The following is a 13993-nucleotide window of genomic DNA, read 5'->3' on the forward strand; positions in this document are numbered from 1 at the left end:
TATTTTGTAGTTGTCGGCAGATTATCTTGAAGTAATAATGGATATCAAAAAAAGAAAAATATCCTACTGTTTCCTTTGTTAAGCGCTTCAGGTAGAATCTCATCCCATGATGGAAGGCTAAGACCTAATAACAATGAAAAAATCATTCTACAACATTCCTGCCACACGGCTTTTGCCAAGTAAGTGGGATATTTTCTCTTTATTTTTTGTACTTTCAATGGTGTTTGTTGTTGCTTGGGTGTGCAGCTCGCTAGGTGGTAATGTTGATTATCGTAACCTTACGAGTGTGACACAATACGAGCATATCTCAATGGATCTGTGGAATCTACCAAGATATGCAGCTGATACCACAGTGCGAATGTTTATTGCATTGTTTTGCTCATTTATATTTAGCTTTGTCATTGGTGCATGGGCTGCTAAAAGCAAACGTGCGGAGAGCGTGATTATCCCAATTATCGATATATTTCAATCGATTCCAATTTTGGGCTTTTTAGCTATAACTATCACCGGGTTTCTCGCGATCTTTCCGTATTCGTTATGGGGCGCGCAATTGGCAGTAATCTTTGGACTTTTTACTGCGCAAGCTTGGAATATGATGTTAAGTTTTTATCAATCACTTAAAACGATTCCTAAAGAGCTGCGTGAAGCGGCTGATATGTATCAATTATCAGGTTGGCAGCGTTTTTGGAAGCTTGAAGTGCCTTTTTCAATGCCTGGACTCATCTGGAATACAATGATGTCAATGTCAGCCAGCTGGTTTATGATTGTTGCATCTGAAAGTATTGTCGTTAATTTCTCAGCGACAACGTCAGCAGCTATTAATTTACCGGGGATTGGTACTTTTATCGATCAGGCAAATAATGAAAGAAATTTCACAGCAGTTATTGCGGCCATTGTCGTTATGCTTGTTGTGATTGTGCTTTATGATCAACTTATCTTTCGCCCAATTGTTAAATGGTCTGAGAAGTTTGTCGTCAGTGATATGCAACAAGAAACAGGTTCAAACTCATGGTTTTTAACGTTATTACAACGTTCAACTGTTTTGCAAAGCTTTAGTCATTTTATGGCAGTGCAAGCCAATCGATTGGTGAATATCTCCTATCTTAAAAAAGACCTAAGTAAAAACTATAATCAAATCGAGCATCAAAAAAATGAGCGTGAAAACTCTCGACTACAAGCCGCTATTTGGCAGCTGTGTGTTGCATTAAGTGTTGCTTTATTTTTGTATTTATCTTGGCAATTTATCTATGGTAATAAAGAAGATCCAATCACTTTTGCTGAGACTGCTAAAGTCTTTGGTTATGGTGCATTAACTGCTCTTAGGGTTCTTGTGCTTATTGTATTAGCTTCAATTATTTGGGTGCCCATTGGGATTTGGATTGGCTTAAGACCAAAAGTTGCTGAGAAAGTGCAGCCTTATGCGCAGATTTTTGCCGCTTTTCCTGTGAATGTGCTTTATGGGTTATTTGGTACAGTTGTTATCGCCTTTAATTTAAATTTTAATATCTGGTGCATTTTGCTTATGGCACTAGGTACACAGTGGTATATCTTATTTAATGTGATTGCAGGTGCCTCTGCTATTCCATATGAGTTAAAAATGGCAGCTAAAAACATGCAATTAAAAGGCATGGTTAAATGGTTTAAGTTTTTATTTCCTGCCGTGATGCCGTTTTATGTGACAGGTGCGATTACTGCCGCTGGTGGTGCTTGGAATGCTAGTATTGTTTGTGAGTATATTAACTGGGGAAAAGACTCGGTGATTACGGCCTCCGGTATTGGGGCTTATATTTCTGAGCAGTATAACGCACCAGGAGATCATACTGCTAATATAGCCCTTGGTGTGGTCGTGATGTGTATTCTAGTGGTACTGACCAATAAATTGTTCTGGCGCAGACTGTATAACTATGCTGAGAAGCGCTTTAGCATGAATATGTAACTCTAGTACGAATGAGCTAAGCAATTGAAAGTGTAAAAACTTAAAAGATAGAAAGATAAAAAGTAAAAAATAAAAAGTAAAAAGTAAAAAGTAAAAAGTAAAAACAACGGTGGGTAATTGTAATGGCAATTGAAGCAATCAGTAAGATAAAACCAACCACAAATAAAATCATTTTAAATGTTGGTAAAGTTTCTAAAGCATTTAAAAAGGCAGATCGCCAAGATTTGGTGGTATTGGATCACGTTGATTTTTCGATGAAAGAGGGTGAGATTGTCGCACTCTTGGGTAAATCAGGCTCAGGTAAGTCAACCCTTCTTAGAATTATTGCTGGATTAACAGCGCCAACAACTGGTGAGGTGGTATATCGCGAGAAAAAAGTCTCAGGACCCGTGCCAGATATCTCGATGGTCTTTCAAAGTTTTGCACTCATGCCATGGCTTACTGTGTTGCAAAATGTAGAGCTAGGTCTTGAAGCTCGCAATATAAATGCTAAAGAGCGCAAGGAAAAAGCGCTCAAAGCGATTGATATGATTGGTTTAGATGGATTTGAAAATGCGTATCCTAAAGAGCTTTCAGGTGGAATGCGTCAACGTGTTGGTTTTGCACGTGCTTTAGTGTTGCAACCTGATTTGTTATTAATGGATGAACCGTTTTCAGCACTTGATGTATTGACTGCTGAGAACTTGCGTGAAGATTTGCTTGAGCTGTGGGAAAAAAATGATGCGATGAAGGGCATTTTATATGTCACACATAACATTGAAGAGGCGGTATTAACAGCGGATAGAATTATTATTTTTGGTAGCAATCCTGGCTTTATTCGTGGTGAGTTGAAGGTTGAGTTACCACATCCTAGAAACTCAAATGATGAGGCGGTTGGAGATTTGATTGATGAAGTTTATCGAATGATGACAACGGCAGAAACACGTGAGTTAACAGAGCGTATGAATAAGCGTAAAGCACTTACTATCGGTTATCGCTTACCGGATGCTGAGGTCTCTGAATTAACAGGTCTTTTAACTGAGATGGATGATCTTCAAGCCAAAGGCTCAATCGACTTACCAGACTTGGCGGATCATGTACGTTTGGATATTGATGATTTATTCCCGATTATTGAAACATTATCCGTATTGCATTTGGCGAGTGTTTCTGACGGGGATATCACGATGACAGCATTAGGTAAGCAGTTTATGAATGCTGATATTGAAGAGCGTAAAGTGATATTCTCTAAATTGCTCGTGCAGCACATTCCATTAGCGCGCCATGTCGTTAAAGTGCTAAAAGAACGTCCAAATAAGAAAGCACCTGAATCACGCTTCTTATCAGAGCTTGAGGATCATTTGAGTGATGATGAAGCAGCACGTGTGTTTAACACCTTTATCGGTTGGGCGCGTTATGCTGAGATCATTGAATATGATGCCGCACTTGGCGTGTTAAGCCTTGATGAAACAAATACCTAACTTAGATCACTTTTAGCGAGTTCAGCATAATTAAAAAACAACAGAAAGTGATGATTACTGGCATTGGCTTTAGTTGTTTACGATCTTGAACCAGTACGATTACAAACCAGCTGACCATACCCCAAACAATACCTTCTGATATTGATAATGTCAGTGGCATAAGAATAATCGTCATAAAAGCAGGGATGGCTTGTGTTAAATCATCCGAATGAATCTGTTTAACAGAGCACAGCATAAAGCTACCAACAATCACGAGTGCAGGGGCGACAACAAAAATTGGCACCATCATAACTAAAGGTGCCAAGAATAAGAAAGGCAAAAATAATACGCCAACAACGACAGCGACTAATCCAGTGCGCCCACCTACAGAGATGCCTGTGATTGACTCAACATACACAGAGGTTGGTGAGCTACCTAAAAGACCAGAAGAGGCTGAAGCAAATGAGTCCACAATCAGTGATTTCTTAATACGAATCGGTTGACCGTCTTTATCAAACCAGTTGGATGCTTGCGCTAAGCCGATTAACGTTCCTGTGCTGTCAAAAATATTAATAAATAAGAAGGTGAAAACTGCTGGAATAATAGCAATCTTAAAGCTACCCAACCAATCAATTGAGAAGAATAGTGAAAAATCAGGCAGTGAGAAGATATGATCTGGTGTATGCATGATAATGTGATCACCAAAGAAGCGCCCAACAGGAAAGGAGATAATACATCCTAAAATAATCATCAGTAAAATAGCTGCTTTAAAGCGACAGGCTAAGAAAATAATAAGTGCAAAAAAGCAGATTAAGAATATGAGCGTTTCAGCGGTTAATGGCGCGATTTCCAATAAACCTGAAGGTGCTTGATGGATAAAGCCTGCATTATAAAAACCAACTAAGGCAATAAATATGCCAATACCTGCGCCAATGCCATGTTTAACCCCATCAGGGATCCCTGCAAGAATTTTGGTGCGGATATTGAAAATTGCCAATAGAGCAAATATAACCCCCGACCAGAACACTGCACCTAATGCCACTTGCCAAGGAATGCCCCATGCTTTAACAATGGTATAGGTGAAAAATACATTCATACCCATCGCAGGGGCAAGTGCATAAGGATTTCTCGCATAAATGCCCATAGCAATAGAGGCAAATGCTGAGATAATGACGGTACTTGTTACCAAAGCATTCTCAGGCATACCTGCTTGAGAAAGAATCTTGGCATTAACAACGATAATATATAGCATTGCTAGGAATGTCGTGACACCTGCAATAAGCTCGGTACGTAGGTTGGTGTTATATTTAGTAAACTCAAAATAGCGACGTAAAAAATGTAAAAAATTCATAATGGATTAAAGCTGGGTTCCCAAGCGCGCTATTGTAGCATGAAATAAAAAACATGCTATTGTAAAATCTCATTGATTCAATACGCGAATTGCTTCAAATAAAGCGTAAGTATTTTGCGATGCTTTAAGGTACAATCTCATTGATTATAGAGTTGTTATAAGGAGTATTGTTAAATGCATTTTCAAATTAATCCATCCATCTTGTCAGCAAACCTTGCGCATTTAGGTGATGATGTTAGAAAAGTATTAAAAGCGGGCGCTGATAATATTCATTTTGATGTGATGGATAATCATTATGTCCCTAACTTAACATTTGGTTCAATGGTCTTAAAGGCATTGCGAGATGATGGTATTAATGCTGGCATGGATGTGCATTTAATGGTTGAGCCTGTTGATGCGATGATTGAGAGCTTTGCTAAAGCGGGAGCGACGAGTATAGTCTTTCACCCTGAGGCATCAAAGCATATTGATAGAAGCCTTGGTTTGATCAAATCCTTTGGCATTGATGCCGGTCTTGCTTTAAATCCAGCAACGTCTGTCAATGTATGTGAACATGTGCTTGAGAGGATCGACAGACTTCTCATCATGACGGTAAACCCAGGGTTTGGCGGACAAAGTTTTATCGATGCGATGTATGATAAGATAAGCACAACAGCACAATGGATTAAAGAATATAAAAGCGATATTTTGTTAGAGGTTGATGGTGGGGTGAAAGTCGATAATATTGCCAAAATTGCAAACTGTGGCGCTCAGGCGTTTGTTGCAGGATCAGCAATTTTTAATGAGAGAGATTATAAAGAAATTATTGATAAAATGCGCCAACAATTAGGCTGAGTAACCAGCAATCAAAATGGCTGTATAAACAAACACAATAAAGCCAGTAATCACATTGAATAGAGAGTGTGAATAATCTTTTTATTTTTTTAGCAAAAAAAATTATTTACAGTGAAATAACTTGCTGTTACTTTATGCGAAATTTTTAGCAGTCTTGATTTTTAGCACTGATTCAAACATGAATTTAATGCTTAAAATCAAATACGTCTGATGAGGATCGGACATTGTTTAATTGGCACAAAACGGGAGTTTACATGGCCTTTAGTGAATAAATTGATGCATTGTGTGACTAATCACGCAATGACCCTCTGTTAATATGGCCTTTTGATCTATCAAAGGTTTTTCATAGAAGGAGATTTTCTATGAGCAATATATTTTCATTTAACACACGTAATACATTTCAGCCTTACTTCAGTTATGATCAAAACAATCAGCTATGTGTTCATTATGGTCAGAGTTTCACACAGTCGAAACCACTGACTGAAATCATTGACAAAGTGCTACAAAAAGGCGGCAGTAAGCCTTGTGTACTCAACTTTAAACACATCATTGAAGATAGGATGTTAAATCTCTACCAAAGTTTTGCTAAATCAATGGAGAATTACCGCTATCAAGGTGCTTATCAATTAGCGTATCCGATCAAAGTAAATCCTAATGCTGCGGTGATGGAAACCTTAAAAGAGTGTGCTCATAAATATGACTTACCTTTTAACTTTGAAGTGGGTAGTAAATCTGAGTTATTAAGCGTTTTAGCACTTGCTGCAAAAAAAAATAATATCATTTGTAATGGCTTTAAAGACAAGGCGTTTTACGAACTTGCGAACTTAGCTGCTAAGCTAGGTTATACGGTCATTATGGTGCTCGAAAATGTTGATGAATTAGCAGTTGTTAAATCTCTAAGCTATGAATCAGCCATTTGCTTTAAATTAGGCTATCGCACAAAGCCGTTTCATGAGGATTTGCATAGTGTTAAGTTTGGTCTTAGCTTAAAAGACATTCATTTTGTCAATAATGAACTAAAAGCACTTAATTTGAGTGATAAGGTGGTATTGCTGCATGGGCATATCGGTTCACAGCTTAAGCAATTAAGTCAGGTGGAGAAGCATATTAATATGATGGTTTGCTTATATGGCAACCTATTAAGTGATTGCACAAATCTCACAATGATTGATTTAGGTGGTGGCTTAGGTATTGATTATGAGGATACCCAAAATCCACGCTTTCAATTGCCATATTATGCTGAGACGATTGTTAGGACATTTAGCTATTTTGTCGATCTTTTTCAATTGCCTCACCCAAGCATTATTACTGAGTCAGGCAGAGCTGTGACAGCGATGTCAAGTGTGTTGATCGCTTCACCTCTTTATCAAAAATCAGAAAATGAAATCGTAACTCAAACAATCTACGATGAGGCTTTACAAGCAGGGTGGTTAAATGGTGAAATCAACTTAGTTGATTTGGTCAAAAGCTCAGGTGTTAGTTATTTGGGTGGCCACAATGCGCAAAAACTATGGGTTAATTTTTCACTGTTTCAATCTTTACCAGATCACTGGGGGATTGGGCAGCATTTCCCACTATTACCAGTAACACATTACTCAGAAGAAGAAAGTATCGATTGCCAGTTATTTGATATTTCATGTGATGCTGATGGTGTTTTTAAAGACAAAGAGGGCAATGATTATATTAATTTGCCATGCACTGAGATTAATGATCTTGCCTTTATGTTTGTCGGCGCTTATCAGGATATGCTCAGTAGCAAGCATAATATCATAGGACGTACGACTTCTGTTGAGGTGGATTTTGTAGCTTTTGATGAATGTATGTTGCATATTGAACAGGCTGAAGATTATCATGCACTATTGTATCAGTACGGACATAATCCGCTGCAATTAAGCTCAAGGCTGCAACGTTTGGCCTATTTTCACTTAACGGAAGAGTTAACAGATCGTGAGCAATTATTGTTGGATAATATTCTAAGTGGCAATCCATATTTGCAATTGGCAGATGCTGAACAAGTGGCTTATGATTTTAATCAACAAATACTAAATAACATTTAAACCAAAAAGACAGTAATAAGCAGATAAAAATACGATTGCTTTGGTTTTCATAAGCAATCTTTGTTATGATTTTGCCAGATAAAAAAGACTATACCCATCGTAAATGATTTTGCGGTGGCTATAAACTAAACCTAAGGTGTGCTTATGCGTGTTTTACTTAATTTACTGTTTGTTGTTGCAGTCATTGTTGCTGTTTTGTTCTTTTTCCCATTCTCAATGCTTGTGTTACTTGGCGTATTGTTATTGATGCTTTATTTTTTACCAAGCTATATTGCTTTTAAAAAGCAGCATCCAAGTGCGATTATCATCTTTATTGTTAACTTATTGTTGGGCTTTACGTTTATTGTTTGGTTGATCTGCTTAATTTTGGCAATTGCTTATCAACCACGTACGATTATCGTCGAAAAACACCACTACCATGGTGCTTAATGTGATGACCGTGATGTTAGATATGATCAAAACGCTAAATAAAGCGCAGCAAGAAGCTGTACTGTTAACGAATGAAAATGCATTGGTTCTAGCCGGAGCGGGTAGTGGTAAGACGCGTGTGTTAACGCATCGCATTGCTTACTTGTGTCAGGAGAGAAATGTTTCACCTTTGAATATATTGGCAGTGACCTTTACCAATAAAGCAGCACGCGAGATGCGCGGTAGGGTTGAGGCGCTTTTGGGCTTTTCAACAGTTGGCATGTGGATTGGTACATTTCATGGCATAGCACACAGGTTGTTGCGTCAACACGCACAAGAGATCGGTTTTGATCGACGCTTTAAAGTGCTCGACCAAGATGACCAATTACAAGTCGTTAAGAAAGTCATTCAAAGTTTAAACCTAGATGAGAAATATTACCCACCTAAGTATTTTCAAGGCTTTATTAATGGTAAAAAAGACGAAGGCATTCGTGCGATTGATCTGCCAACAGCCGAATTTGATAGTGAAGTGGTTAAAATATACCAAGCTTATGAAGCACGTTTAAAGGCGGATAACGCGTTAGATTTTGCTGATTTGCTACTATACGCTTATGAGTTATTTAAACACAATGAAGTGCTTCGTAGCTATTATCAAAAGCGCTTTCAATACGTATTGGTTGATGAGTTTCAAGATACCAATAGTGTGCAATATAAATGGTTGATGTGTCTAAAATCAGACAATAACACCTTTATGGCGGTGGGTGACGATGATCAATCTATTTATGGTTGGCGTGGTGCTAAGGTTGAAAATATTGAACATTACTTGGCGGATTTGTCTCCCGTAAAAGTCGTGCGTTTGGAGCAGAATTATCGCTCAACACAGCTTATTTTAGATGCGGCTAATGCGGTGATTGCCAATAACAGTAAACGCATGGGTAAGATGCTGTGGTCTGAAGCTGAAAAGGGTGAGCCAATAGCGCTTTATGAAGCATTTAATGAGCGCGATGAAGCGGATTATATTGCCGATAAAATTGATGATTTACATCATAATCAATCTATTTCCTTGGCTGATATTGCTATATTGTATCGCTCTAATGCGCAATCACGTGTGATTGAGGAAGCATTACTTAAACGCGGATTGTCTTATCGCATTTATGGGGGCTTACGTTTCTTTGATCGTGCGGAAATCAAAGATGCATTGGCTTATATGCGTTTGATTGCACTACGTGCCGATAACTTAGCTTTTGAGCGAGTAATTAATCTACCAACACGCGGCATTGGTAATAAAACTCTAGAAAGTATCCGTGAATATGCTGGAGCACATGATTTGTCATTGTGGCATGCGACATTACAGATGCTTGAAATAAAAGCTTTTAGTAGTCGTGCCTCTCAAGCACTGCAGCGATTTGTTGATTTGATCGAGGATATGTCTGCATTAAAAGATACATTGACTTTAGGGCAGTTAATGCATCATGTGCTTGATGCCAGTGGTTTAATGCTGATGTATCAGGAGTCAAAAGCTGAGAAAGCACAACAAAAGCATGAAAACTTAAAAGAGTTAGTTAATGCCGCCAATGAGTTTATTCCGCCCGTGGAGGATGTTGCTGATGAAGATTTATTGGTTGAGTTCTTAAGCTTTGCCGTGCTTGAATCAGGGGAGATGCAAGCTGAGGATAATATGGATGCCGTGCAATTGATGACACTTCATACAGCAAAAGGGCTTGAATTTCCTTATGTGTTTATGACAGGACTTGAAGATGGCTTATTTCCATCGTCGCGCTCGATTGAAGTGCGTGAAAAATTAGCTGAAGAAAGGCGGCTTTGTTATGTTGGTATCACGCGTGCAATGCGTTATCTCACCTTAAGTTTCAGTAAGGTTCGCCATCAATATGGGGATGTTAATTATCAGATTAAGTCGCGATTTTTAGATGAGATTCCGGATGAGTATATTCAATATGTGCGCCAGCAAGTGAAAAAAACACCATTGCCAAAAGCTAAGAAAGCAAGTTTTGGCATGTCGCCTTTTGAGTTTATGAAAATTCAAAGTGCGAATAGCAATGCATTTAAATCAGGTGATTGTGTTGTTCATCCAAAGTTTGGTATAGGCGTGGTTTTAAAAACCGAAGGGCAAAATGATGATCTTTGCTATCACATCGATTTTCAAGCCGGAGGTGGTAAGAAGGTGTTACTTGCTAATATGGCAAAGCTGACAAAATTATAATGCGCTAGTTTGTGCAATCAACCATGCTTTGATGTTCTCATCACTAATCATTGGCAATATTTCTTTTTCGACACGCAAGTGGTAACTGTTGATCTGTTTAATTTCATCATTGGTCAAAAGTGCAGTATCGATCAAGTTGCGCGCATAAGGCACAAGCGTGAGATCTTCAAAGCAATAAAAATCGCCAAAATCATGATGTGCCTGCTCGCGCATTGGTTTAACAAAGCATAAGTTCTCGATGCGAATGCCAAACTGATGAGGGAAATAAACACCAGGTTCATTACTGACAATCATGCCAGGCTCAAGCGATTGATTGCTAAAGGCCGGAGAAATGCGCTGTGGTCCCTCATGCACACATAGGAAGCTGCCAACGCCATGACCTGTACCATGACCGTAGTTTAACTGTTGTTGCCATAATGGCTGACGCGCTAGTGTATCTAGCTGCTCGCCACGTGTGCCTTTAGGAAAGCTCGCATTTTGAATGGCTAGATGCCCCTTAAGTACCAAAGTGTAATAGTATTTATGTTCTGATGTTGGGTTGCCCAGATGAAATACACGAGTGATATCTGTGGTACCTTCCAAATACTGTCCACCTGAATCTAGTAAGTAAAGGCTGCTGTTATCAATGACTTTTGAGGTCTTTTCAGATGAGCGGTAGTGGATAATTGCGCCATTTGAGGCAAAGCCGCTAATCGTATCAAAACTTGCACCTTTAAAGTTAGGTTGCTTTTGACGGAACTTCAATAGCATATCTTGCGCTTTAAGCTCATCAACACCTTCATGCCAATGGTTTTCAAGCCAATAAATGAACTCGATCATCGCAATAGCATCTTTTTTATGCGCATATTTACTGCCATCAATTTCAGTGATGTTTTTGCATGCTTTGGCAAGTGCGATAGGTGATGGCGCGAAATGATCATTACATTCAATATTTAAGTTTTGTAATATCGCATAATTTGCCGTATTAGGATCAATCCAGATTTTACCTTGAAGCTTTGATAATTTTGGGTAGAACGCATCATAACTTATGATGCTAACCCCTTGAGTATTCAGCGTGGCTTTAACCTCATCACTCAATTTAGACGCATCAACAAAAAACTCACAACGATCTTGATAGAGGATTACATAACTAATCACTAATGGGTTAAAGTTGATATCATTACCGCGAATATTAAGTAACCACGCAATTTCATCAAGCATGCTAACAATTAATGCATCTATTTTGTTCTTGTGCATTAGTGCACGCATCTCTTTAAGCTTTGTCGTGGTATCTTTGCCACTGAAATGATCTTTTTGTAAAAAAACATTGGCATGTGGTAATGCGCTTTGATCATTAAGTGTGGTACGTGCTTGATCAATCAAATTATCTTGATCAAAGATGCATTTTCCTTCGAGGGAGTGCATTAGCTCCTCAAGGTGCTCAGCGCGTTTAATCGATAGGGTGGTTGGATCAATCGCAATGGTTTTGCCATAGGCATTGTCTCTTAGCCAATGTTCTAACTCGGAAACAAAACCTTGCTGTTTTTGTAAGCTATAGATACTGCTATCAAGCTGCGCTTCAGCTTGCAAGAAATAACGTCCATCTGTCCAAAGAAAGGCATTGTTTTGAGCAATCAATGCCTCGCCAGCACTACCATCAAATGCACTTATCCAAGGGCGGCGTTGCCAAGCTTTAGGTAAATACTCGTTATTATGTGCATCTGTTGATGGTGCAAGATAAAAATCATATTGTTTTTGTTGCATTAATTGACGTAATGTTTGAATTTTTATAGCAGTGTCTAGCATGAAGTGCTCCCTATTGCTTTTCATAAACTAGTGGTATTTAATCGTAGATAGTTGCTATAGACAATAAAATTTAAATTTTTTCATTGAAAAAGCGCTAACAACACTCCCAGTCTGCTAAAAAGTTAACTATACTAACCACGGTTTGATTAAAAGGATTAGCTTCTTATTGTGAGGCTCCCGCAACGTCCTGTTATGGATAAACTATTTTTATAACCGAAAAAATGAGGAAGAAACATGAAGAAAAAAATCATTGTTGGTCTACTAGCGGCGGGTTTGTGTTCAGCAGCTTTTGCAGCAAATGATCATAGCAATCAATTATATGGACAGTTTGGCTTAGGCGGTTATGTTAATCACAGCTATTCTGAAAGTGGTCCTGCTGTATCGGGCACTGTTGGTTATGGATTTAACAAAAATCTTGCAGCACAAGCAAGTGTCAGCTACATGGGTAACAACCAAAAAACTTTTTTAGCAGAAGGTATTTGGAATTTTGCTAATAATACGAAATTCACACCATATGTTGCCATTGGTGGCGGTTACATGGATATGACAACCAATTCATTTGGTCTTGATGCAGGTCTAGGTGTTAAGTATGACTTTGCGCCAAATGCTTATGTATCAGCTGACTATCGTTACCTACAATCATTTGGTTCTAAGACACCAAATGGTAGTATGATTAGTGTTGGTCTTGGCTTGTACTTCGGTGGTGCGAATGATACATCTGCTTATGGCGCTATGGGTCCTGTAGCTGCAGATCAACAAGCGCGTGAAGATGAGTATCATGCAGCTTATGCGTTGCCAAAAAATGTGATGGAGTGTCAAGCAGGTACTTCGGCTATGACACGTGAATCTATCGGTTGCTATACGGTTGATGGTGATAAAGTGACAATGCACTTAGATGCAAAATTTGCTTATAGCAGCTATGCATTAAACGCAAAAGCTAAAGCGGCAATTGGCAACCTAATTAACTTTATGAATGAGTATGATATCAAGAAAGTGGTATTACAAGGCTTTGCTTCACAAGGTAAAAAAGGTCCAGCATTTGCACAATACAACCAGCAGTTATCAGTAAACCGTGCGCAAGCGGTTAAATCATACATGATTTCTAAAGGTGTTGACGCGAGCAATATCGAAGTGGTTGGTTATGGTTATACACGCCCATTAGTACCAAACACAACAAAAGCTAATCAATCCATTAACCAACGTGTTGAAGCAAGTATTCCAGTTCCTTTAAAGGTTCAGTAATTATTTTTGTCTAAATTGCAAGCAGCCTTGTTTTGTCAAGGTTGACTTGTTCTTAATTGTTATCTATTTCTTAAATTTTTTAGTTCGCATTCATTCGGAAATCGGATAGAATAGCTCGAAATTTCCATAAAGCGAAACTTCAAAATCCATGTCAAAAATTACACCTACTTTCATTAAAGAAGTCTTTGATGCTTCACGTGTTATTGTACCTCAGCAAACTTTAGAAGCATCATTTGAAAAAGTGGCAACTGAGATTACACAAAATCACATCAAAGATAATCCGATTGCTGTGTGCGTGATGAATGGTGGTTTGTTTATTACCTCAGAGATTGTTAAACGTTTGCGCTTTCCGTTGCAGGTTGATTATATTCATGCCAGTCGCTATGGCAATGAGTATACGGGGGCCAATATGCTAAATTGGGTTAAAACACCTAATATTAACCCACAAGGTCGAACGGTGATTTTATTTGATGACATCTTAGATGGTGGTTTAACCTTATCTGAAGTTAAGCGCTATTACGAAGATCGTGGTGCGTTGAATGTCTTAACGGCAGTGATGCTTGATAAAAAAGCACCAAGAGACAAAGGTGGATTGATCAAAGCAGATTACTCTGGTCTTGAAGTCGAAAATGAGTTTTTATTTGGTTTTGGTTTGGATTATCATGGTTATATGCGCAATGTACCAGAGATTCGTGCCGTAGACGCTAAACATATGATTTAATC

Annotated in this window: 10 protein-coding genes; 8 read left to right on the forward strand and 2 right to left on the reverse strand. The window is 38.5% G+C overall.

Features of this window, described 5'->3' with window-relative positions:
• Positions 1–133: 133 nt before the first annotated feature.
• Positions 134–1936 carry an ABC transporter permease gene (locus IE867_RS09010; protein ID WP_192484393.1) on the forward strand — a complete coding sequence of 601 codons (1803 nt, stop codon included), beginning with the start codon at positions 134–136 and terminating at the stop codon, positions 1934–1936.
• Positions 1937–2058: 122 nt separating this feature from the next.
• Positions 2059–3393 (forward strand): ABC transporter ATP-binding protein, encoded by a 1335-nt coding sequence (locus IE867_RS09015; protein ID WP_192484394.1) that lies wholly within the window; start codon positions 2059–2061, stop codon positions 3391–3393.
• A gap of 1 nt (position 3394) precedes the next feature.
• Here the strand turns inward: IE867_RS09015 and IE867_RS09020 are convergent, their stop codons facing one another.
• Positions 3395–4723 carry an NCS2 family permease gene (locus tag IE867_RS09020; protein ID WP_192484395.1) on the reverse strand — a complete coding sequence of 443 codons (1329 nt, stop codon included), beginning with the start codon at positions 4721–4723 and terminating at the stop codon, positions 3395–3397.
• 174 nt (positions 4724–4897) lie between these two features.
• Between IE867_RS09020 and rpe the strand changes: the two genes are divergently transcribed.
• From rpe to IE867_RS09040, 4 genes are all read left to right on the forward strand, one after another.
• Positions 4898–5557 carry a ribulose-phosphate 3-epimerase gene (gene rpe / locus IE867_RS09025; RefSeq protein WP_192484396.1) on the forward strand — a complete coding sequence of 220 codons (660 nt, stop codon included), beginning with the start codon at positions 4898–4900 and terminating at the stop codon, positions 5555–5557.
• Between the two features lie 362 nt (positions 5558–5919).
• Positions 5920–7614, forward strand: coding sequence for a type III PLP-dependent enzyme domain-containing protein (locus IE867_RS09030; RefSeq protein WP_192484397.1), 1695 nt, complete (start codon positions 5920–5922; stop codon positions 7612–7614).
• A gap of 144 nt (positions 7615–7758) precedes the next feature.
• Entirely contained in the window at positions 7759–8043 is a 285-nt protein-coding gene (locus tag IE867_RS09035; protein ID WP_192484398.1) for a superinfection immunity protein, read from the forward strand.
• A gap of 4 nt (positions 8044–8047) precedes the next feature.
• Positions 8048–10243: a UvrD-helicase domain-containing protein gene (locus IE867_RS09040; protein ID WP_203250302.1), complete on the forward strand. Its 2196-nt coding sequence runs from the start codon at positions 8048–8050 to the stop codon at positions 10241–10243.
• Here IE867_RS09040 and IE867_RS09045 read toward each other — a convergent pair.
• Positions 10238–12028: an aminopeptidase P family protein gene (locus IE867_RS09045; RefSeq protein WP_192484399.1), complete on the reverse strand. Its 1791-nt coding sequence runs from the start codon at positions 12026–12028 to the stop codon at positions 10238–10240. The genes IE867_RS09040 and IE867_RS09045 overlap by 6 nt on opposite strands.
• A gap of 234 nt (positions 12029–12262) precedes the next feature.
• On the opposite strand from IE867_RS09045, the gene IE867_RS09050 reads away from it, so the two are divergent.
• Together IE867_RS09050 and IE867_RS09055 are read left to right on the forward strand one after the other, a co-directional pair.
• Positions 12263–13270 carry an OmpA family protein gene (locus IE867_RS09050; protein ID WP_192484400.1) on the forward strand — a complete coding sequence of 336 codons (1008 nt, stop codon included), beginning with the start codon at positions 12263–12265 and terminating at the stop codon, positions 13268–13270.
• A 148-nt stretch (positions 13271–13418) separates the two neighbouring features.
• Positions 13419–13991, forward strand: coding sequence for a hypoxanthine-guanine phosphoribosyltransferase (locus IE867_RS09055; RefSeq protein ID WP_192484401.1), 573 nt, complete (start codon positions 13419–13421; stop codon positions 13989–13991).
• Positions 13992–13993: the final 2 nt, after the last annotated feature.

The organism is Cysteiniphilum marinum, assembly GCF_014857925.1.
Taxonomy (GTDB): Bacteria; Pseudomonadota; Gammaproteobacteria; order Francisellales; family Francisellaceae; genus Caedibacter; species Caedibacter marinus.

What these genes read in the sequence shown, in the direction of transcription:
- IE867_RS09010 (WP_192484393.1), top strand. Translation starts at nt 134, where the DNA reads ATGAAAAAATCATTCTACAACATTCCTGCCACACGGCTTTTGCCAAGT.
- IE867_RS09015 (WP_192484394.1), top strand. Translation starts at nt 2,059, where the DNA reads ATGGCAATTGAAGCAATCAGTAAGATAAAACCAACCACAAATAAAATC.
- IE867_RS09020 (WP_192484395.1), bottom strand. Translation starts at nt 4,723, where the DNA reads ATGAATTTTTTACATTTTTTACGTCGCTATTTTGAGTTTACTAAATAT.
- rpe (WP_192484396.1), top strand. Translation starts at nt 4,898, where the DNA reads ATGCATTTTCAAATTAATCCATCCATCTTGTCAGCAAACCTTGCGCAT.
- IE867_RS09030 (WP_192484397.1), top strand. Translation starts at nt 5,920, where the DNA reads ATGAGCAATATATTTTCATTTAACACACGTAATACATTTCAGCCTTAC.
- IE867_RS09035 (WP_192484398.1), top strand. Translation starts at nt 7,759, where the DNA reads ATGCGTGTTTTACTTAATTTACTGTTTGTTGTTGCAGTCATTGTTGCT.
- IE867_RS09040 (WP_203250302.1), top strand. Translation starts at nt 8,048, where the DNA reads ATGACCGTGATGTTAGATATGATCAAAACGCTAAATAAAGCGCAGCAA.
- IE867_RS09045 (WP_192484399.1), bottom strand. Translation starts at nt 12,028, where the DNA reads ATGCTAGACACTGCTATAAAAATTCAAACATTACGTCAATTAATGCAA.
- IE867_RS09050 (WP_192484400.1), top strand. Translation starts at nt 12,263, where the DNA reads ATGAAGAAAAAAATCATTGTTGGTCTACTAGCGGCGGGTTTGTGTTCA.
- IE867_RS09055 (WP_192484401.1), top strand. Translation starts at nt 13,419, where the DNA reads ATGTCAAAAATTACACCTACTTTCATTAAAGAAGTCTTTGATGCTTCA.